Genomic DNA, 20,060 nt, shown 5'->3' with positions numbered 1-20,060 from the left:
TCATTATGCGCGCTGTAGCATTCGGTTCAATGCAAGTTTTGCATCCGTTGCAATGGAGTCTTCAACGATGATGCGGTTATGTGGGGTGCCTTTTTCTATCGATTCCAGACACCATGTGAGGTGGGGAAGATCGATCCGATTCATCGTCAAACATGGGCACATATTTTTATTTAACGACACAATATGCTTATCCGGGTTTTCCTGGATCAGGCGATTGACGAGGTTCATTTCTGTGCCGATTGCCCAGGAGCTACCTTTTGGTGCCGCTTCGATCGTCTTGATGATGTGGTTGGTCGAACCAGCATCATCTGCTAACGCGACAACCTCTCTTCTGCATTCAGGATGGACGATGATTTTCATATCAGGGGAAGAAGAACGGACTTCATGGACATTGGCTACGGTGAAGTTTTCATGGACGGAGCAGTGTCCTTTCCATAAGATCACCTTGATTTCTTCCAACGGTCGCGTTGCGATCAATTCCTGGTGGATCGGGTCCCAAACTGCCATCTCATCCAATGGAATCCCGAGATTGAATGCTGTGTTGCGTCCAAGGTGCTGATCAGGGAGAAACAGGATACGCTCCTTTTTGGAAAAAGCCCATTGCACCATTCTTTCTGCATTGGACGAAGTCACGGTGGCACCGCCATGCTTTCCTACAAATGCTTTAATTGCGGCTGTCGAGTTCACATACGTCAATGGAAGAATCGTCTCTCCAAACAGATCCTGAAGCTGTTTCCAGGCAGCTTCGGTCTGCTCGATGTCCGCCATATCCGCCATCGAGCATCCTGCACGCATGTCAGGCAGATACACATGCTGGGTGTCCTTCGTGAGTATGTCGGCTGTCTCTGCCATGAAGTGGACCCCGCAGAAAACAATAGCCTCCGCCTTATGATTATCTGCAGATAACTGTGCCAGCTTCAAGGAATCTCCCCTGTCGTTGGCGAATTGTATGACTTCGTCTTTCTGGTAATGATGACCCGGAAGGTATAGGCGGTCTCCCATCCTTCTTTTTACATCACGGACACGTTCTTCCAATTCGGAATCTGATGCCAGGCGGTAAGCCTCAGGAAGCATCGGGTTGCTAATTTCAAGCGTTTCAAACAGGTTCATACTGGATAAGCTCCTTTCTTTACAGATACATCCGCACTGATATCAAGGGCATGGACGGAATGAGTCAATGCACCAAGCGAAATATAATCGACACCAGTCTTTCCGAATGCACTCAGTTCAGTGATTTGTATTCCTCCCGATGCCTCAGTGGTGATATTTCCCGGGACATATTCCATGAACGAGAGGATTTCATCCGGGGTTCGGTTATCAAACATGATACAATCCACATTCAATGCTACTGCCTCGATTACCTGGTCCAATGTTTCTGTTTCAACTTCGATCTTAACCATATGTCCATGCTTAGCCCGTATTTTTGTTACAGCTGAGGTGATCGATCCGGCAAAAGTGATATGATTATCTTTGATCATGACTGCGTCATATAGCCCCTGACGGTGATTAAATCCGCCGCCCATCCGGACAGCATGTTTTTCCAACATCCTCAGTCCAGGAGTCGTCTTTCTCGTATCACAGATTCTTGTATGAATGCTATCTAATAGGCGTACAGCTTCGTTAGTTTTCGTAGCGATTCCGCTCATTCGCTGAATCAGATTTAACACCACACGTTCCCCTTTAAGCAGAGAAGCCATGTTTCCTGAGATGCCTGCAATCGGCTGACCTGCAGAAATTCTTTGACCGTCTTTTACTTGGATGTCGATCTGAATTGCCGGGTCAAGTAAACGAAACCCTGTGAGAATTACATCCTCTCCGCAAAATATCCCTTCTGATTTCGCTTTGATAATCATTGTGCCTGTAGTATAGCTGGAGAATAAGGCATCACTTGTAAGATCCTGATCTCCGATATCTTCTATGAAAAATGCTTCAAGTGAATGTTGCAGCTTCAATCGATTCATCTGTATCCTCCTTTACCTTCCTTCGCTGTTGGACAATATGTTTTTGTTTCCACGCTTTCTGTTCAAATGGATAATCGTTCATGAAATGGGCGCCTCTGCTCTCTGTCCGTTGGGAGGCGGATGACGTTATCAACCAGGCAGTAATCAAAGAAAAAACAAGGCTGATATCATGTTTCGATAATGCTTCCAGTTCCATATCCAGGAGAGGCTCAAGATTGAACGTTTCCAACCATTGCTGATGAGCGCGCAGCCCTTCCATCGTCCGGACGATTCCAACGTGTTGCATCATCTGTTGCTGTAATGTCTTTAGTGGAGGCAGAGAATAAGGAAGGCACCTTGCCCGTTGTTTTGTTTTTAAAGATAAAACTGATTCTGAATTGGTTTCACCAGCGATTTTATTCAGGTGCGTGGCCAGCTTCTTGCCATACACGAGGCCTTCCAACAGGGAGTTGCTTGCCAGTCTGTTAGCACCGTGGACACCAGTACAGGCAACTTCCCCGATGGCATAGAGTCCTTGGACAGTAGTGCTTCCTTTTTCATCTGTTTGGATCCCGCCCATTAAAAAGTGTGCACCAGGGGCCACTGGGATCAACCCTTCCGAAAGCGATATGCCATTGCTTATGCATAATTTTGATATTGTGGGAAAACGCTGGTCAAAATTATCAATGGACCGAATGTCCAAATAGACGGACTTTCCTTTTTTCATCGTTTCATATAGGCGTTGCGAAACGATATGTCTCGGCGCCAAATCTCCCAGTGGGTGATGGTCCATGATCGTTCTTCCTTCATCAGTTACAAGAACCGCCCCTTCACCGCGCACTGCTTCAGATATCAGACCCTTTGTCCTGCCTTGTATGTAGAGCATGGTAGGGTGAAATTGAATGAATTCCATATCCATCAATGCTGCACCAGCCTGATATGCAAGCGCTAATCCATCTCCGGTCACGGTAGCTGCATTGGACGTCAACGCATAGACATTTCCGCATCCACCAGTAGCAAGCACTACGTGGTTGGAATAGAAAGTATGGATGTCTTCTTGACCATCTTTTCCTTTAACCCCATAACACTTTTGATCTTGGCCGATAAGTAATTCAAACACGAACAAGTTTTCAATGACCGTCACGTTATTTCCAATCTGATCACGTAAGCACTTTACAATGCTTTTCCCTGTCTGATCCCCACCGCTATGAAGGATCCGGTGATGTCGATGGGCACCTTCCAACCCTAGGGCAAGCGCTCCATCCTCCTTCTGATCAAATGAACATCCGCGCTGGATCAGGTCTTCAATGATGGAAGGGGCTGCTTTCGTCAGCTTGTAGACAGCCTGTTGATCATTCAGCCTGTTCCCTGCTTCCATCGTATCTACAAAATGGGTGTAAGTATCATCTTCACTTCCAATCGCTGCCGCTATCCCACCTTGGGCCATGGAAGAATTAGAGGTTGATAGTTTCGACTTTGTGAGAACAATCACATTCAAATCCGTACGAAGATTTGCTACCAGTTGCAATGCGGCGATTCCACTGCCGATGACAATCACGTCGTAATTCATCGTTGTTGTCCCACCTTCTGAATATACAAGTGTCTTGACATCTATATTTACACAGAACTACACTGATGACAAGTGTTTTCTATTTCAAGGAGGGGTCCGATGTATTACTTTGATTATGCAGCCACAAGTCCGATCAGTGAAGCAGCGTTAGATGCATATGTCCAAGCGGCTAGAACGTATGATGGAAACACCCAAAGTCTGCATGAAGCCGGAAGTAAAGCGAGTCGATTAGTCGAAGAATGTCGAACACGAATTGCTAGTCTTGCAGGTGTAGAAAAGAGAGGATTGCATTTTACAAGTGGCGGAACAGAAAGCAACATGTTGGCGGTCCAGCTGCTTTTGGCTGCTAAACAAGGGTGCAAACATCTCATTACGAGCCAGGCTGAACATTCATCGATTCATATCCTGTTAGAAAAATTGAAAAGAGAAGGCTATGACGTTACAAGTCTTCCATTAACGAATGAGGGAGTCATCGATGCAGGTCAGGTCGAAGAAGCGATTCGTGAAGATACTGCTGTGGTGATTGTTCAACATGTCAATGCTGAGATAGGGGCGATCCAGCCTGTTGAAGCAATCGGCAGGCTTTGCAGGGAGAAGGGTGTCTATTTCCACTCGGATTGTGTTCAATCTTTCGGAAAAATAGACGTGAAAAAGATCAGCCCGTTCGTGGACAGTTTTTCAATATCCAGTCATAAAATCTACGGACCAAAAGGTGTCGGGGCAATGTACATTCATCCTTCCATCCCGATCACGCCTCTTTATCCTGGTGCTATCCATGAAAAAGGGCTACGTCCGGGCACACTGAATGTTCCTGGGATCGCTGGATTTGCCGTGGCGGCAGATCAAGCTGTATCCAGTATGGAGTACACCCTTGAACAACACCATGAACTTTTTGAGACGATGAAAGATCTTCTGGTACACCAAGGCATTTCGTGGTACACTCCGCCTAAGCAAAACCACTTACCATCCATCATCGGAATTGGTATCGACGGTCTTGAAGGACAGTGGGTGATGCTTGAAGCAAATCGAAAAGGGGTGGCTATCTCCACTGGGAGTGCGTGCCAAGCTGGAATGCAGAGCCCTTCGAAAACAATGCTGGCGATGGGTATTCCGGAAGAGGAAGCAAAAACTTTCATAAGAATATCGCTAGGTAAGACGCATACGAAAGAAGATATCGAAGCGCTTGTTTCCTGCCTGACCTTAATAAGTACCCGAAGACATAACCAGACACTTGTTTAAATAAATATGAAATAGATGCACAATTTGTGGATGCATCCGATATAATTATTGGAGATTCGCAAATAGAGAGGAGGGTTAGCATGTTTGAGGCAATTACATATATCGGAGACACCAAAATGCTGGCACTGCTTTCTTTGATCATCGTAACCGTATTACTGATCAGGCGCAGATATAGTGAAGTATTCTTTTACTTGTTTTTGATGGCAGGGGGCATCATCTTCACTTTTGTTCTAAAGTTCCTTTTCAAAAGGGAGCGTCCGGGAGAAACCATCTATATCGACTTCTGGGGACTTGGAGATGGTATCATATCCTACGCCTTTCCGAGCGGGCACGCGGTGAAAGTGTTCCTGATGTTTGCATTCCTTACGTATCTTGTTCAGCGAACGATGAAAAGCATCAAAGTGAAGACCGCCTTATTCAGTCTGTTCACGCTCGTTACGATTCTTGTCGGTATCGGCCAGGTCATGCTCGATCGCCATCATACATCAGATATCATCGGAGGATTCGGCTTTGCGGCTGTGTGGTTCTTCTTCTGTTTATGGTTGCAAAAAAGGTTCAGCCAATTCAGGAAAACGTTTACAAACAATTCTGAATATAATAAAATGAATGTATCCTGAAACATGGGGAAAAAGCTTTGCCGCTTGATCTGACCATGTTCACCGAACACATACAATCAAGGACTGTTCCCCTGCTATCCATTCCTGCCAGAATGGAATTCAGCAGGTAGAAAGCCAGTTCGAACTCATTGAGCACAATCAATGGGATCGGACTGGCTTTTTTTAGTAGTAAGAAAGGAGTGATGAGGTGGGTGGTGCATTGGAAGGTATCAAAGTGCTGGACTTATCTCGGGTCTTAGCAGGTCCCTACTGCACGATGATTCTTGGGGACCTCGGTGCTGATGTCATTAAGGTCGAAGCACCAGGAGGAAGCGATGAAACGCGCGGATGGGGCCCTCCTTTTCAAAAAGGTGTCAGTGCTTACTATCTTTGTGCCAATCGTAATAAGCGTAGTGTGACCATCGATTTGAAATCCGAAGAAGGTAAAGCGATGATCGAGCGTTTAGTGAAGGAAAGCGATGTGGTCATCCATAACTTCAAAACAGGTACGATGGAGCGACTGGGGATCGGGTATGAGCATCTCCATTCGTTGAATAACCGAATCGTCTTCTGCTCGATTACAGGTTTCGGGGAAACCGGACCGAATCGGGAGCTGCCGGGATATGATTTCATCATCCAGGCCATGAGCGGCCTGATGAGCATTACTGGTGAAGCGGATGGTGAACCGCAAAAGCTGGGTGTCGCCATCACGGATATTTTGACTGGACTGTATGCGTGTATCGGTATTCAAGCTGCATTACTCGAAAGAGAGCGGTCAGGTACAGGACAAAAGCTGGATATTTCGCTGTATGATACCGCCGTCAGTTCGCTCGTCAATATTGCCAGTAACTATCTGATGTCTGGAAAGATACCGGAGCGGCTAGGGAACCATCATGCCAATATCGTTCCTTATCAAACCTTCCGAACTGCAGATGGCGAGATGGTGATTGCTGTCGGGAATGATAAACAATTCGAGCGCTTATGCAAAGTGATCGGCAAACCCGACTTAGCGGCAGACGAGCGGTTCCAGACCAATCCATCGAGAGTCGCACACCGAGAAAAACTGACGGAGATTCTTCAAGAATCATTTCTTATGTATTCGACAGCTTATTGGAAAATGCACTGCGATCACGTCAATATTCCCTGCGGTCCAATCCAGAACCTGGCTCAAGTGGAGCAGGACCCTCAGCTTACTGAACGCAATATGTTCATAGGAATGGAGCATCCCACCGCAGGACCGATACGGATGGTGGGCAGTCCGCTCAAGCTATCAAGGACGAAGGTGAATTATCGTCACTACCCGCCGGAAGCTGGAGAGCACAATGAGGAAATTCTAGGTCCACTTCATCAAGGGACCGATCGTAACAATAAATAAAAGGAGGAAGTAAAATGAATTTCGAATTCAGTGAAGAACAAAATCTGTTAAGAGGTACCGTCCGCAATTTTGTAGATAAGGAAATCCTTCCACATATGAAAAAGTGGGATGAAGAGGGGAAATTCGATCCTTCAATCGTTACCAAAATCGCGGACTTAGGGTTGATGGGTGTCTGTATTCCAGAGCAATATGGCGGAAGTGGAATGGATTACAATTCCCTCGCAATCGTCTGTGAGGAACTGGAGCGGGGAGACACGGCTTTTCGGACGGCGGTATCGGTCCATGTAGGATTGAACAGTATGACACTGCTCCAATGGGGGACCGAAGAGCAGAAGCAGAAGTTTCTCGTTCCACAGGCGAAAGGAATGAAAATCGGTGCGTTTGGACTGACTGAACCAGGTGCAGGTTCGGACGTTGCTGCACTTCAGACGACAGCTGTTAAAGATGGGGATGACTATATATTGAATGGGCAGAAAACGTGGATTTCCCTCTGTGACACTGCTGATCATTTTCTCGTATTTGCTTACACGGATAAAAACAAGCGGCACCATGGCATCTCCTGTTTTATCGTCGATCGTAAAATGCCTGGATTCTCTTCGAAAGCAATTAAAGGGAAACATGGTATCCGCTCCGGAAATACAGGGGAGTTGTTCTTTGAAGATGTCCGTGTACCGAAAGAAAACCTCCTTGGCGAAGAAGGGGAAGGGTTCAAAATTGCCATGGCAGCATTGGATAATGGCCGTTTCACCGTTGCAGCAGGAGCATGCGGGCTGATTATGGCTTGTCTTGAGGAAAGTGTGAAATACTGCCATGAGCGAGAAACTTTCGGTAAATCGATTGGAAAGCATCAGCTCGTCCAGCAAATGATCGCCAAAATGGAAGCGGGTCTGCAAATGAGTCGTCTGCTTGTCTATCGTGCTGGAGAGTTGAAGAACCAAGGGAAGCGGAATACGAGAGAAACGTCATTGGCGAAATGGCAGGCGTGTGATTTTGCGAATCAGGCGGCGGATGATGCCGTTCAAATCCATGGTGCCTATGGATTCTCCAATGAATATCCTGTTGAGCGCCACCTCCGTAACTCTAAAGCTCCTGTCATTTATGAAGGGACTCGTGAAATCCACACGATCATGCAGGCGGAGTATGTACTGGGCTATCGTGAGGATAAGAAGCTGAACCGCATGTTGCCGGCATGGCCGTATCAAGGGCAGGAAGAAGAAGCTTACCATTAAGGAGGGATTCCAGCTTTGATATCTTTTGAAAAGCGCATACCTAGCTTGTTTATCAATGGTGAATGGAGAGAAGCTGAAACAGGTAAAACGGTAAGTGTGAATAATCCTGCTACGATGGATGTCCTGACAGAGGTTTCCTACGGGGATGCAGGCGATACAGAAGCTGCCGTCCAAGCGGCAGAACAGGCTTTTCCTTCCTGGTCCGGTATGACAGGAAGGGAACGTGCCACGATCCTCTATAAAGCCTATCAGTTACTTGAGGAGGAAGCGGACCGAATTGCACGGATTTTGACGATGGAACAGGGCAAACCTTATAAAGAAGCAATAGGAGAGGTCCACTCCGCTTCCAGCTTTTTGTTATGGTATGCCGAAGAAGCAAGCCGACTTTACGGGGAATGGATCCCTTCTTCGAAGAAAAACAAGCGTCTGTATGTGATTCCTCAGGCAGTTGGAGTCATTGGTGCCATCACGCCATGGAATTTTCCCGCCTCGATGATCACGAGGAAACTTGGCCCGGCATTGGCGGCAGGCTGTACCGTTGTCTTGAAACCCGCCTCCGCCACGCCACTTACAGCGATTGAAATTATTAAAGTATTAGAGAGAGCAGGAGTGCCTAAAGGGGTCGTGAACCTTGTCACAGGAAATACGAAGGCGATCGGAGAAACACTGCTACAAAGTAATTCCGTCAGATTGATTACTTTTACAGGATCTACAGAGGTCGGGAAATACCTGATGCGGGAAAGTGCCCAGCATGTGAAAAAGCTGTCGCTTGAACTAGGTGGCCATGCACCAATTATCGTTTTCGAGGATGCAAATCTCGAACAGGCGGCAGAAATGACACTTGCGAGTAAATTCCGGAACAGCGGACAGACGTGTATCTGTGCCAACCGATTATACGTACAGCGTCCTGTAGTAGAAGCATTCATGGAGAAGTTGACTGCGAAAGCGTCTATGCTGAAACTTGGCAACGGGATGGAAGACGGAACGGACTTAGGACCACTGATCGATGAAGCTGCAAAGAAAAAAGTGATCGATCAACTGAAGGATGCCACTTCTAAAGGAGCCAAAGTTGCTTGTGGAGGAAAGGAATGGGAAGGCGCTTTGGATGGCAACTTCTACCCTGCTACCATCCTTACCGATGTTACTGATGACATGCATGTGATGTATGAAGAAACCTTTGGTCCACTGCTGCCCGTCCAAGTGTTTGATGAAGAAAGTGATGTAATCCAGAAAGCGAATGATAGCGAGTACGGTCTTGCCGCCTATTTTTTCACGAAAAACCTGGATCGTTCGATTCGTGTCAGTGAAAAATTGGAGTACGGGATCATCGGGGTGAATGATGTCATCCCAGCCACTGCGGAAGCACCGTTCGGTGGGGTGAAGCAATCAGGGGTTGGAAAGGAAGGTGGTCATCAAGGTATCCATGAATATGTCGAATGGAAATATGTTTCAATGGGCATTGAAGAGTAGATGAAATGAAAAAGGATCGGGGCTGAGGAGATCAGTCACCGATCCTTTTCACTTACTTCTATGAATCTGGTATTGCTTATGAAGGTCTTTCAGAGCCGAAGCTAAAGCATTGCCGGCCTTTCCAAGATAGTGTTGGCGAATCACTTCCACAGGCTCGTCCACCCCATCGCGTAGGCTGTACCCTTTCAAAAGATGGGCGATATAATTTCTGCCGTGGTCGGTGGCAAGTGTACAACTGGCTGAAATGATTACCCCGTAAGTCCGATCGACTTCGGCTGTGATCGTCAATGTTTCAAAAACGCTTTGCGCCGCCATTCCACTCGGCAGCTTGGCGTGACCGGCAATAAAATAGGTTTGCATCGTTCCATCATCCTTCCTTTACTCCCGAGTGTTTGATACACATGTTTTATAGCCTAGCTGTGCAGAGATGCTTGCTGCTGTATCTTCTGCATGGTGTTTGATCAGTAATAGATTTTCCCCTTCAAAATGGCTTGAAAGTCCACTGATTGCCAGTGCTGCGATTACATTGCCTCTGAAATCGTAAATAGGATAGGAGATTCCCGTCGTTTCGAGATCCTGTTCCCCAAGGCTGAATGCGTATCCTTTCTCCTTGATTTCAAGTAGTTCCTCCATCAATTCACTTTCATCAATCGGATCATGGTCGGACAGCTTAAGCAGGTCTGCTTCTTCAAGAATCTGCTGTTGCTCATCTTCATCCATATACGCAAGCAGAAGCTTTGGTCCGGATCCGATATAGAGGGGAGAACTCTTTCCTACTCTAGTGAACAAACGAAGGGCACGGGTGCTTTCCACTTTCTCAATATACGTAGCTTTTTGCTGGTGGACGATGACGAGGTGGACGACTTCATTGATTTCCTGTGCCAATGCCTCCATATAAGGCAGGGCAATCTTGCGTAATTCCAGCTGATCGGAAACAAGATGGCCGAGCTCCATCAGCTTCAACCCTAAGCTGTAGCGGCTATCGTGTTCGGATTCTTTCGTTTTCATGAGGAACTGCGCCTGTTCTAAAGTGGAAAGAAGTCGGTAGACGGTCGGTTTCGGCATCTTCGTCATCTCCGACGCTTCTTTCAATGTGATTTCGGTTTTCTCTTCTGAAAATAAATCCAATAGTTTCAAAGCTTTCAGGACACTCTGGTTCATGGAATCATTGACCCCTTTATCAGTTTATGTAGAAACATCTGGGCAAAGAGGAAGCCCCCTTTGCCCAGATGGTGGATCAGACTTTCATCTTGATCCCTTTCGTATGTTTCGACTCATGAATCTTAACGCCGCGCTTCGCCATCTGTTCGATGTAGACATCACCAGGAACGATCTGCTCCGGTGGATAGACACCTCTTTCTTTGATTGTACCATCTCCGAGCATTTGTGCGACAACTGAAATGGTATTGGCCGTTGCCCTCGCCATCGCAGTGACATTATGATCACGATCCTTGAACGTAGACATTTCGTATTCATATTTCACTTCTTCTCCGTCTTTTTCCCCTTCTACGATGACCCTTAACAGGACAGCGTCGTCCTTATCTTTCAAATCGACAATCGGATCAAGCACCTTCAAGAGTACTTCGCGAGGATTCACTTGCAATCCGCCCATGTCGACGTAGTAATCGTTGCGGGTCAAATTAAGATCGACCAGAAGCTTGAACTTCTCAGCATGCCCAGGGTATCGGATCGTCTTATACTCAAGCGTATCCAGATGCGGGAATGAATACGACAGGGTGGACGTCCCGCCTGCCGTATGGAATGCTTCAAGCGGTCCGAATTTCTCAAAATGGATCCGTTCCACTTCAGTAAGGGAAGGCACTTCCTGTTTGATGCCGTTACGGACGATCAAGGATGGATCGGTATAGTGATCCATGACGCCTTCCATGGAAAAGACATGGTTATACTCGAGTGGAGGCTCCGGTTTTACAGGAATCCCACCTACATATAACTTGATGGATTTCGTTTCATCCAGTTTACTTGCTCCATAGCCTGAAAGGATATTGATCATTCCTGGAGCTACTCCTAAATCAGGAATCAAGGTCACTCCAGCTACGTTGGCATCTTCATCCATCTGGAGCACACGGTCAGTCATATGACCGATATGCCCGCCTAAATCGACGGAATGCACACCAACTTCAATCGCTTTTCTAGCGACGACTTCATTGAAAGAATAAAACAGGGCATTGATGATGACATCGTAGTTGCGTATGAACTCTCCCAAATGCTCTTCATTACTTGCATCTACCTGGGCAGGACTGATTTTTGAACTGTTCAACTGATTGCAGACCAGTTCCGCTTTCCGTAAATCGATATCTGCCAGCGTAACCTGATCGACCCCTGGACTTAAAACCAAATCACGTGCCGCTTCTTTTCCCATCAACCCTGAACCTAATACCGCTACTTTCATTGAATGACCTCCTTACTAAGCTAATGAAATTTTCATCGAATTTCCGACAATCACTCTTCCGTGTCGATCTGCGCGCGTTGCAGTTTTCCACTGAAATCAACATAAATGCTCTTCCACTCCGTGAAGACGTCCAGTGCCGCAGTACCGGAATCACGGTGCCCATTTCCTGTACCTTTTGTACCACCGAATGGAAGGTGGATCTCAGCACCGATTGTTCCTGCATTCACATAGACGATGCCTGTGTCCAGATCACGCTGGGCAGCAAATACTTGATTGACATCCTGTGTGAAAATGGAACTGGAAAGTCCGTATGTCACACTATTGTTCACTTCGATTGCCTCTTCCAGGCTCTTGACTGGAACGAGGGAGACGACTGGTCCGAAGATTTCCTCTTGTGCGATTCTCATGTCAGAGCGCACATCTGTAAAAAGGGTAGGTGCATAGAAGTTGCCTTCTGCATACTTCCCATCATTGAGGATATGTCCGCCAGCAAGTAGTTTGGCGCCTTCTTCCTGACCGATTTTCACGTATTCATCGATCTTTTCCAATCCTGCTTTATTGATGATCGGACCGACTTTGTTGCTTTCATCCAGACCATCCCCGATCGTCAATGTTTCCATAGCAGCAAGCAGCCGTTCTTCGAGTTGTCCTTTGACGCTTTCATGGACAATCACACGACTGCACGCCGTACAACGTTGCCCGCTTGTTCCGAATGCGCTCCATAGAATCCCATCGACAGCAAGTTTAAGATCGGCATCATCCATCACGATGACGGCGTTCTTCCCACCCATCTCCAAGGAGACCTTCTTCAGCTTCTGTCCGCATTTGCCGGCGATATTACGCCCCGTATCATTGGATCCAGTAAAGGAGATGACCCGGATCGTGTCGTGATCGATCATTGCTTCACCGACCTCAGAACCGGCACCGAATACGACATTAATGACCCCTTTCGGCAACCCTGCTTCTTCAAAAATCTGCGCAAGTTCATAAGCCATCATCGGTGTTTCTGTCGCAGGTTTCCAAACGACCGCATTACCTGCAACGATAGCAGGGAACGACTTCCATGTCGCAATTGCGATAGGGAAGTTCCAAGGAGTGATGATGCCGACTACACCTACAGGCGCACGGACACTCATCGCGAATTTGTTTTTCAATTCTGATGGCGTCGTCTGACCGAACAACCTTCTTCCTTCTCCAGCCATGTAAAACGCCATATCGATCCCTTCCTGTACTTCTCCTCGTGCTTCCTCGATGACCTTACCATTTTCCATCGTAAGCATCTGGGACAGGGATTCCTTGCGTTCCTTCATGATCATACCAACACGATACAGTACCTCAGCTCGCTGAGGTGCTGGAACTAATGCCCATGTTTTCTGTGCAGCTTTTGCTCCTTCTACCGCTCGTTCTACGTCGGCTTTGGTGGATAAAGGGACTTCTGTGATGGTTTCGCCTGTAGCTGGGTTCATAACAGCAGTGTAGCGACTTGTTTCAGGTGTCACCCATTCACCATTGATGAAATTCACCAGCTTTTCTTTAACCATTGTGTTGACCATTGAGACATACCTCCTTGTGAATGATAGAAAGATTTATTTGAAACACAATTAAGTGTTTACCGCATTGTTACGAAAATCCTGGATCGTACGTTTGACTGATATCTGATCGGGGTCCATAGGAACTTCGATCACCGTAGGCTTGGCGTGCTTCAACGCCTGGGCAAGCACGTCATCGAATTCATCGATTGTCTGGACAAGGTACCCATCAGCACCCATGCTTTTCGCCATCTGATCGAAGCGGACCTGACCAAGTTCAGTACCGATCACTTTCTCAGGAAAATGCATTTCCTGGTGCATACGGATCGTTCCGTACATTTGGTTATTGAATACGATGCTGATGATCGGGATGCGATAGCGGACCGCTGTTTCAATTTCCTGGACGGTCATCATGAATCCGCCATCTCCTGATAAGGAAATGACAGGACGATCCGGGAAGGCGATTTTCGCCCCTAAGGCTGCCGGCATGCCGTATCCCATCGCTCCTGAAGTAGGTCCGATATAGGCTTGATCACCGGTGAATTGGTAAAAAGTGTGCATCCAGCTTGCAAAGTTCCCTGCGTCATTCGTCAAAATGGCATCTGAAGGGAGGAGGCGCTGTAGTGAAGCCATCACCTGCTTATTCGAGAGAGGTGCGGCAGCCGCTTCCACTTCCAAAGCAGAGGCACCTTCGTACACCTTTCTCCGTTCAAGCATCCAGCTTCCCCAGTCCTTCGTAAACTCCATTCGGTTCAACGCTTCCAACGCCTCCCGCGCATCAGCTACCACACCAACGGCAGGGTTGAAGACATTGCCGATCGTCTCCGCAGCGATATCGATGTGAATCAGTTTTTGGGTTGGAGAAATCAACGAATAGTCCTGGGTTGTCACTTCAGATAACCTTGATCCGATAGCGAGGACAACATCCGCTTCTTTGACAGTATTGAGAATGAGCGGGTCTGTTCCCAACCCTAAATGCCCGGCATATGCTGCATGATCATTAGGTAGCACATCATGCCGGCGGAACGAAGCCGCCACGGGAATCGAATACTTTTCTGCAAAGTGTTGAAGCGCATCTTCTGCTTTGGAACTTTTGATGCCACCGCCTGCTATGACGACCGGTCGGTCTGCTTGCTGCAGTACCTTCTTGATCTCCTCCATATCCCGACTGGAAGGGACAGGACAGTATTTCCGCATCGGCAGTCCGAATTGCATGGAAGCTACTTGTTTCAACATATCTTCAGGCAGTGAGATGATGACCGGACCGGGGCGACCGGATTGGGCGATACGAAGCGCACGCTGGACGAGTTCAGGTACACGATCTGCGTGCGAAATTTCGACGGACCATTTGGCAATCGGATCGAAAAAACGGTCCAGGTCCACCTCCTGAAATCCTTCCCGCCCCCGGAATTTACTGTGCACTTGCCCAAGGAAGACGACCATCGGGGTTGAATCCTGGTATGCCGTATGTACACCAATTGATAGGTTCGCTGCACCTACGCCACGTGTCGCCATCACAATACCGGGCTTTCCGGTGGCTTTGGCATAGCCTTCCGCCATGAAAGCAGCTCCGCTTTCATGGCGGGCAGACATCAGGGTGATCGTTTCTTCGTCATGGATGGCATCCATCACAGGTAAATAACTTTCACCCGGGACACAGAAGACCTTTGAGACACCCTCAAGCTTCAGGCATTCTACGATTCCTCTTGCACCGGTCATCAAGGTGGTTTTATCTGATACGATCATTTTTTGATCCATTCCTGTACCCCCTTGGTATAAAAAGTTTTCATGCGTTCCATCGCTTGTTTCAATCGATCCGTATCCACAGAAAGGGATAATCGGAAATATCCTTCTCCCGATGGACCGAAAGCTGGACCAGGCGTAATGATCACGCCTGCATCTACCAGCATTTTTTCTGCAAATCCACTGGAAGTGTAGCCTTCAGGAACTGGAGCCCAAATGAAGAATGTCCCTTTAGGCGGTTCTACCGTGATACCAATCTCTTTAAGGGCTGCCAGCACGATCTCCATCCGCTCCTCATAGATTGCGATACTTTCTCTGACGGTAGAAAAATCACTGTTCAGTGCTTCTGCCGCAGCCTTTTGAATCGGCAGGAACTGACACGTATCCATGTTGCTTTTCACGATGGACAGTGCCTTGATCATTGCTTTATTCCCTACGGCATAACCAATCCGCCATCCAGTCATATTGAAGGTTTTGGACAGCGAGCCGAATTCGACGGCGACATCTTTCGCGCCTTCAACTTGTAAGATGCTCGGCGCTTTATACCCCTTGAATGTCAGGTCACTGTAGGCGGCGTCATGAATCAGTGAAAAATCATGTTGCCTGGCCAATGTAACCGCTTTCAAAAAAGTGTTGAAATCTGTCGTTGCTGCTGTCGGATTACTAGGGTAGTTCAGCAGCATCAGCTTCGTAGTTTCATAGGTTTCACGCGATATCTCAGAAAACTTCGGTTCATAGCTCCCGGATGTGTCGAGAGGCAGGTACACACTGTCACCGCCGATAAGGTGGACGGCGGAACGGTAGACAGGGTAGCCTGGGTCAGGTATGAGCGCAGTCTCACCTGGATTCATCATCGCCATGATCATGTGGGCGATGCCTTCTTTGGAACCGATCAATGTCAGCACCTCTGTCTCCGGATCGACTTCGACATTGTAACAGCGCTTATAATAGGCTGCTACCGCCTCACGGAATTCCGTGCAGCCATGGTACGTTGAATAGCGGTGGTTGTTCGGCTTTTTCGTTTCTTCTACAAGGCGATCGATGATAAATGCTGGTGTCGGCAGGTCCGGTGCCCCGATGCCGAGATCAATAATATCCATACCTGAGGCTTCCAGTTCCTTCTTCTTCTTCTGAATCACTGAGAACAAATACGGAGGCATACTTTTCACACGATCTGAAACGTCAGCCAAGCGATTTCCCCCTTTTCGGCAATTAACATTTCAATATATGAAATGGCGTTTCACATTATTACCGAAAGTATAAGCCATTAATTTTGTTTTTTCAATAGTCTGAAAATAATTATTACAAATTTTTCCTCGTAGTCACCCAACCAACTCTTCTTCCTGTTTTACCGTCGGCTGGTTTTTTAAGACGAAGAAGAAAGCAACCAAGGATACTGCTACAACAGCAAGCCCAAGCCAAGTGCTTCCGGTCAGACCTGAAACAAGGTATCCGATGAAGGCGATACTTGCGGAAGTCAGTGCATAAGGGATTTGTGTGGTGACGTGATCCATATGATCACAGTCTGCACCAGTCGATGACAGAATGGTCGTATCGGAGATCGGAGAGCAGTGATCACCAAATACGGAACCTGCCAGCACGGCAGCCATCATTGGCAGAATCATATTGATATCCGTAGCCGCTGCAATTTGTCCTGCAATCGGTAACAGGATACCGAACGATCCCCAAGAAGTTCCTGTTGCGAATGCAATGAATCCAGCAATTACGAACAAAATGGCAGGAAGTAAAGCCGCACTGATGTTGGCTTCCTGGACAATACCGGCCAGATATTCACCGGTCTGCAGTTCACCGATCAATGCTACGATCATCCATGCGACGACAAGAATGGAAATAGCAGGAATCATCGCCTTAATTCCCTCAAAAATTCCTAAACCGAAGTTTTTACCAGACAAGTTGCCGGTTTTCGAACCTTGGACAATAAATAGAATCATAGCGGTCAGCACAGCAGCAATGCCACCATAAAGTAGGGAAGCAGTGACATCTGCATTACCGAAAATATTGATCGCAGTGACAGGATCTCCAGCTTCAATGGTAGCGGCACGTCCCGTCCAGATCATACTGATGATGGTACCAATGAACAGCACAGCAATCGGTACGATCAGATCCCTGACTTTTCCGTGTTCACTTGTAGGTAGTTTATCCTTCGTTCCTTTACTTTCTTTTTGGTTGTCACTCATCACCTGTCCGGTCTCAATCGCTCGCATCTCATGCTTTTTCATCGGACCGAAGTCCACTCCTCTGAGCGCAATGACAAACACCGTACCAAGTGCAGCCCATACATAATAATTCATCGGGATCATTTGAACGAATGCACTGAGTGCGCTGAATTCCGATACTCCCTGTGCAGTGAGAATACCACCGATAGTAGCAATGATATACGCACCCCAGCTGGACACAGGTGAAACTACGCATACGGGGGCAGAAGTGGAATCAATCAAATAAGCAAGCTTCGCTCTCGAAACTTTATGACTGTCTGCACTCGGTCGTGCAATCTGGCCCACTGCCAACGTATTGAAATAGTCATCGATAAAGACGGCGACACCAAGAATAGCAGTTGCAACCTGAACCCCAATCCTAGATTTCACACGTTTGATCATCCATTCACCAAATGCTCTGGTACCGCCCATCATACTCATGAATGCGGTCAGGATTCCGAGCATTACAATGAACAGCAGAATATAGGTGTACCACGTATCGACGACACCGAATAATCCGCCATCTTCTACAAAAATGTCTTTAAAGGATCCCCATGTTAAGGACAACGTTTCAAGTATGTTGAAATTAGCTAGTAAGAGAGCAGCAGACAAAATACCAACAGCAAGTGACAGTAACACTTTCCTGGTAATCAGCACCATGACGATCGCCAATATCGGTGGGATCAACGAAAAAATCGTATTTTCCAACTTTGTTACCTCCCTATTCTTAAAAAAGATATGCTTATAGCCGTATTCCTTCCTGACCGTTCTACCTTCTGGGGAACCACCTCCGATGATTGAAAATTCTAACTATTGTTACTTATTTGATATGATCCTATGAAAATCCTTTTCATGATTCAATCTTTTTTCAAAGCGACAGAAAAACAGGAGATTATGTGCACCTCCTGTTAAGGAATAGGCTGCTAAGGTTGGAAACAATTCTCTAATGAACCCTCCTCCTGCATGTGTTACCTTATAAACGGCAAGGGAGGGAAAGAAATGATCAAAAAACTTTTCATTTCAACAATTGCACTAGCATCTGCGTTTGCATTCAGTTTCAACGTTGATGCACACGAAAACGAACGTGTCCATGAGGTTTCCAAAGGGGAATCTTTGTATAAAATCGGTCAGAAATATGGCGTTTCTGTCGCTCATATCAAAGAAGTCAATAGTAAAAGCGGCAACGAAATCGTACCAGGAGAAACGCTGACGATTCCTTATTCTGTGACAGAACAGGATAAAGAGCTTCTTGCAAGACTAGTAGAAGCGGAAGCAAAGGGAGAATCCTATGCTGGTAAAGTAGCGGTCGCTACCGTAGTATTGAACCGTGTAGACAGTGATCTGTTCCCTGATTCAGTAAAAGATGTCATCTATGACGGGTATCAGTTCTCACCAGTATTGAATGGTTCCATCAACGACCCAGCAAGTGAAGATTCCAAGCAGGCTGTCAATGAAGCATTGGCTTATCAAGGCCATGACCGTGGTTCTCTATTCTTCTGGAACCCGGACAAAGCTTCCAATGCTTACTTGGAAGGTAAAGAAGTGACGACGATCATCGATAATCATGTCTTTGCAAGATAAATAAAAAGCAGGCACTTTTACGAGTGCTTGCTTTTTTTAATTTCTTGAAAAGGGATGGATGACTTTACTCAATAATTTCAGAAGGCTGAAATTCGGACTTGTCAGTGCTTTTTCGACGGCTTCTACTTTTAGCGCTTTTGTCACCAGGTCAATCTGATTGTTGCTCAATTTTTCGAACGAACGACGTAACGTCAGGGAATCATGATACTTTTGCATGATTGGTTTAGTCAGTTCTACATAGTCGCCTTCTCCGCAAATATCCAATGCAGCATAAATACCGGAAAGAATCGAAGTGAACTCCCCGAACCCAAGAAAAGGGGAAATCGAACCGAGGCAGTTTCCGGTGAAAAATGTGTTGCCGATTCGTGGATTCATGGCTTTTCCCACCATATAGTCCGATAAAGAAAATTCGTCTGTAATTGGAAGGTCCTGATTCAGCGTACTTTGTGCTTTTTCATATGCTTTCTGCCACAGGTCCCCTTTATTCTTCCCTTCATTTTCAGGGTATTGCGGATAGACGAGTACAAGACTTGCTTCTGTAGAGGAGTGAGGGAGGAAGTAGACCATCCCCTTCGGTGCAAACGTATGGTCAAACCATGTATGTACATGATTTCTCTCAAATTCTCCTTTTACGATCGCTCCTTTGAACTCTACCAGCATAGCCGCCTTGAACGACTGAATCTGCTCGACATCTTTCGTATCACCTGTGGCAAGGATGACATGGGTGTATTCCTTGGCAATCTTCTCGTATTTGACAGTCTGATTGAAGTGGATTGGTGCTTTCACCTGAGAAGCTAACTGTTGCTCATAGGATTCCGGATGCTTGCCTCTCATATTGATGAAGCCAAGCTTTCCTTCAATCACTGCTGACTCGTTAGCAGAATGGACATGAATTTTTGAAATATTGCTTGTCGGCTTCAAATCAATGCCGTATTCTTTAGATAGAAATTGGACAGAGTCACTGACAGGCGGATGCATGATCGGCGACATGATTTCAGCAAAGATGAATCTGTCTCCGACCATGCCCCGACGTTCAAAAATATCTGCCTGGTATCCATACTTTTCGAGGGTGATGGCACATGAAAGTCCAGCCATCCCAGCTCCGATAATCGCTATATTCATGAGGCATCGCTCCTTTGTAGAAGTCTTTGCTGAAACACTT

Annotated in this window: 17 protein-coding genes; 6 read left to right on the top strand and 11 right to left on the bottom strand. The window is 46.8% G+C overall.

Going from position 1 to position 20,060, the window contains the following annotated elements; genetic code table 11:
• Positions 1-3: 3 nt before the first annotated feature.
• Genes nadA through nadB form a run of 3 tightly spaced genes read right to left on the bottom strand, consistent with a single transcriptional unit; the run spans position 4 to position 3,510 of the window.
• A complete protein-coding gene (gene nadA / locus ACFQ2J_RS09390) occupies positions 4-1,110 on the bottom strand; it encodes a quinolinate synthase NadA (RefSeq protein ID WP_386059176.1) in 1,107 nt (368 codons plus the stop codon).
• Positions 1,107-1,961 carry a carboxylating nicotinate-nucleotide diphosphorylase gene (nadC, locus tag ACFQ2J_RS09385; RefSeq protein WP_386059174.1) on the bottom strand — a complete coding sequence of 285 codons (855 nt, stop codon included), beginning with the start codon at positions 1,959-1,961 and terminating at the stop codon, positions 1,107-1,109. Before nadC ends, nadA begins: the two co-directional genes overlap by 4 nt.
• Complete coding sequence (gene nadB, locus ACFQ2J_RS09380; RefSeq protein WP_386059173.1) at positions 1,930-3,510, bottom strand: L-aspartate oxidase; 1,581 nt, start codon at positions 3,508-3,510, stop codon at positions 1,930-1,932. Before nadB ends, nadC begins: the two co-directional genes overlap by 32 nt.
• A 99-nt stretch (positions 3,511-3,609) precedes the next feature.
• On the opposite strand from nadB, the gene ACFQ2J_RS09375 reads away from it, so the two are divergent.
• From ACFQ2J_RS09375 to ACFQ2J_RS09355, 5 genes are all read left to right on the top strand, one after another.
• Positions 3,610-4,749 (top strand): IscS subfamily cysteine desulfurase, encoded by a 1,140-nt coding sequence (locus tag ACFQ2J_RS09375; protein ID WP_386059172.1) that lies wholly within the window; start codon positions 3,610-3,612, stop codon positions 4,747-4,749.
• Between the two features lie 80 nt (positions 4,750-4,829).
• Positions 4,830-5,366: a phosphatase PAP2 family protein gene (locus ACFQ2J_RS09370; protein WP_386059169.1), complete on the top strand. Its 537-nt coding sequence runs from the start codon at positions 4,830-4,832 to the stop codon at positions 5,364-5,366.
• A gap of 187 nt (positions 5,367-5,553) precedes the next feature.
• Positions 5,554-6,720, top strand: a complete 1,167-nt coding sequence (locus ACFQ2J_RS09365; RefSeq protein WP_386059166.1) for a CaiB/BaiF CoA transferase family protein — start codon at positions 5,554-5,556, stop codon at positions 6,718-6,720.
• A gap of 14 nt (positions 6,721-6,734) precedes the next feature.
• Positions 6,735-7,949, top strand: a complete 1,215-nt coding sequence (locus ACFQ2J_RS09360) for an acyl-CoA dehydrogenase family protein (protein ID WP_386059163.1) — start codon at positions 6,735-6,737, stop codon at positions 7,947-7,949.
• 15 nt (positions 7,950-7,964) lie between these two features.
• Positions 7,965-9,419, top strand: a complete 1,455-nt coding sequence (locus tag ACFQ2J_RS09355) for an NAD-dependent succinate-semialdehyde dehydrogenase (RefSeq protein WP_386059161.1) — start codon at positions 7,965-7,967, stop codon at positions 9,417-9,419.
• Between the two features lie 48 nt (positions 9,420-9,467).
• On the opposite strand, the gene ACFQ2J_RS09350 is transcribed toward ACFQ2J_RS09355, so the two are convergent.
• From ACFQ2J_RS09350 to ACFQ2J_RS09320, 7 genes are all read right to left on the bottom strand, one after another.
• Positions 9,468-9,779 carry a DUF3870 domain-containing protein gene (locus ACFQ2J_RS09350; RefSeq protein ID WP_386059159.1) on the bottom strand — a complete coding sequence of 104 codons (312 nt, stop codon included), beginning with the start codon at positions 9,777-9,779 and terminating at the stop codon, positions 9,468-9,470.
• 18 nt (positions 9,780-9,797) lie between these two features.
• The gene (locus ACFQ2J_RS09345) at positions 9,798-10,580 is read right to left on the bottom strand and encodes an IclR family transcriptional regulator (protein ID WP_386059156.1); all 783 of its coding nucleotides are present in this window, start codon (positions 10,578-10,580) and stop codon (positions 9,798-9,800) included.
• 76 nt (positions 10,581-10,656) lie between these two features.
• Positions 10,657-11,829, bottom strand: a complete 1,173-nt coding sequence (locus ACFQ2J_RS09340; protein WP_386059153.1) for a saccharopine dehydrogenase family protein — start codon at positions 11,827-11,829, stop codon at positions 10,657-10,659.
• Between the two features lie 50 nt (positions 11,830-11,879).
• Complete coding sequence (locus ACFQ2J_RS09335) at positions 11,880-13,382, bottom strand: aldehyde dehydrogenase family protein (protein WP_386059151.1); 1,503 nt, start codon at positions 13,380-13,382, stop codon at positions 11,880-11,882.
• Between the two features lie 48 nt (positions 13,383-13,430).
• Complete coding sequence (locus ACFQ2J_RS09330; RefSeq protein WP_386059148.1) at positions 13,431-15,116, bottom strand: thiamine pyrophosphate-dependent enzyme; 1,686 nt, start codon at positions 15,114-15,116, stop codon at positions 13,431-13,433.
• The gene (locus ACFQ2J_RS09325) at positions 15,101-16,291 is read right to left on the bottom strand and encodes an LL-diaminopimelate aminotransferase (protein ID WP_386059146.1); all 1,191 of its coding nucleotides are present in this window, start codon (positions 16,289-16,291) and stop codon (positions 15,101-15,103) included. Before ACFQ2J_RS09325 ends, ACFQ2J_RS09330 begins: the two co-directional genes overlap by 16 nt.
• 132 nt (positions 16,292-16,423) lie before the next feature.
• Positions 16,424-18,025: a Na+/H+ antiporter NhaC family protein gene (locus ACFQ2J_RS09320; protein ID WP_386059144.1), complete on the bottom strand. Its 1,602-nt coding sequence runs from the start codon at positions 18,023-18,025 to the stop codon at positions 16,424-16,426.
• A gap of 291 nt (positions 18,026-18,316) precedes the next feature.
• Between ACFQ2J_RS09320 and ACFQ2J_RS09315 the strand changes: the two genes are divergently transcribed.
• Positions 18,317-18,898, top strand: a complete 582-nt coding sequence (locus ACFQ2J_RS09315; RefSeq protein WP_386059141.1) for a cell wall hydrolase — start codon at positions 18,317-18,319, stop codon at positions 18,896-18,898.
• Between the two features lie 36 nt (positions 18,899-18,934).
• Here ACFQ2J_RS09315 and ACFQ2J_RS09310 read toward each other — a convergent pair whose 3' ends face one another.
• Entirely contained in the window at positions 18,935-20,020 is a 1,086-nt protein-coding gene (locus ACFQ2J_RS09310; protein WP_386059138.1) for an FAD-dependent oxidoreductase, read from the bottom strand.
• Between the last annotated feature and the right edge of the window lie 40 nt (positions 20,021-20,060).

Origin of the sequence: Thalassobacillus hwangdonensis, assembly GCF_042675915.1 — a bacterium.
GTDB classification, from domain to species: Bacteria; Bacillota; Bacilli; order Bacillales; family Halobacillaceae; genus Thalassobacillus_A; species Thalassobacillus_A hwangdonensis.
Note: the sequence above shows the minus strand (reverse complement) of the source record. Positions and strands in the feature narration are given on the sequence as shown.

Excerpts from the sequence above, each read along its gene's own strand:
- nadA (WP_386059176.1), bottom strand. The coding sequence starts at position 1,110 with ATGAACCTGTTTGAAACGCTTGAAATTAGCAACCCGATGCTTCCTGAG.
- nadC (WP_386059174.1), bottom strand. The coding sequence starts at position 1,961 with ATGAATCGATTGAAGCTGCAACATTCACTTGAAGCATTTTTCATAGAA.
- nadB (WP_386059173.1), bottom strand. The coding sequence starts at position 3,510 with ATGAATTACGACGTGATTGTCATCGGCAGTGGAATCGCCGCATTGCAA.
- ACFQ2J_RS09375 (WP_386059172.1), top strand. The coding sequence starts at position 3,610 with ATGTATTACTTTGATTATGCAGCCACAAGTCCGATCAGTGAAGCAGCG.
- ACFQ2J_RS09370 (WP_386059169.1), top strand. The coding sequence starts at position 4,830 with ATGTTTGAGGCAATTACATATATCGGAGACACCAAAATGCTGGCACTG.
- ACFQ2J_RS09360 (WP_386059163.1), top strand. The coding sequence starts at position 6,735 with ATGAATTTCGAATTCAGTGAAGAACAAAATCTGTTAAGAGGTACCGTC.
- ACFQ2J_RS09350 (WP_386059159.1), bottom strand. The coding sequence starts at position 9,779 with ATGCAAACCTATTTTATTGCCGGTCACGCCAAGCTGCCGAGTGGAATG.
- ACFQ2J_RS09345 (WP_386059156.1), bottom strand. The coding sequence starts at position 10,580 with ATGAACCAGAGTGTCCTGAAAGCTTTGAAACTATTGGATTTATTTTCA.
- ACFQ2J_RS09340 (WP_386059153.1), bottom strand. The coding sequence starts at position 11,829 with ATGAAAGTAGCGGTATTAGGTTCAGGGTTGATGGGAAAAGAAGCGGCA.
- ACFQ2J_RS09335 (WP_386059151.1), bottom strand. The coding sequence starts at position 13,382 with ATGGTCAACACAATGGTTAAAGAAAAGCTGGTGAATTTCATCAATGGT.
- ACFQ2J_RS09330 (WP_386059148.1), bottom strand. The coding sequence starts at position 15,116 with ATGGATCAAAAAATGATCGTATCAGATAAAACCACCTTGATGACCGGT.
- ACFQ2J_RS09315 (WP_386059141.1), top strand. The coding sequence starts at position 18,317 with ATGATCAAAAAACTTTTCATTTCAACAATTGCACTAGCATCTGCGTTT.
- ACFQ2J_RS09310 (WP_386059138.1), bottom strand. The coding sequence starts at position 20,020 with ATGAATATAGCGATTATCGGAGCTGGGATGGCTGGACTTTCATGTGCC.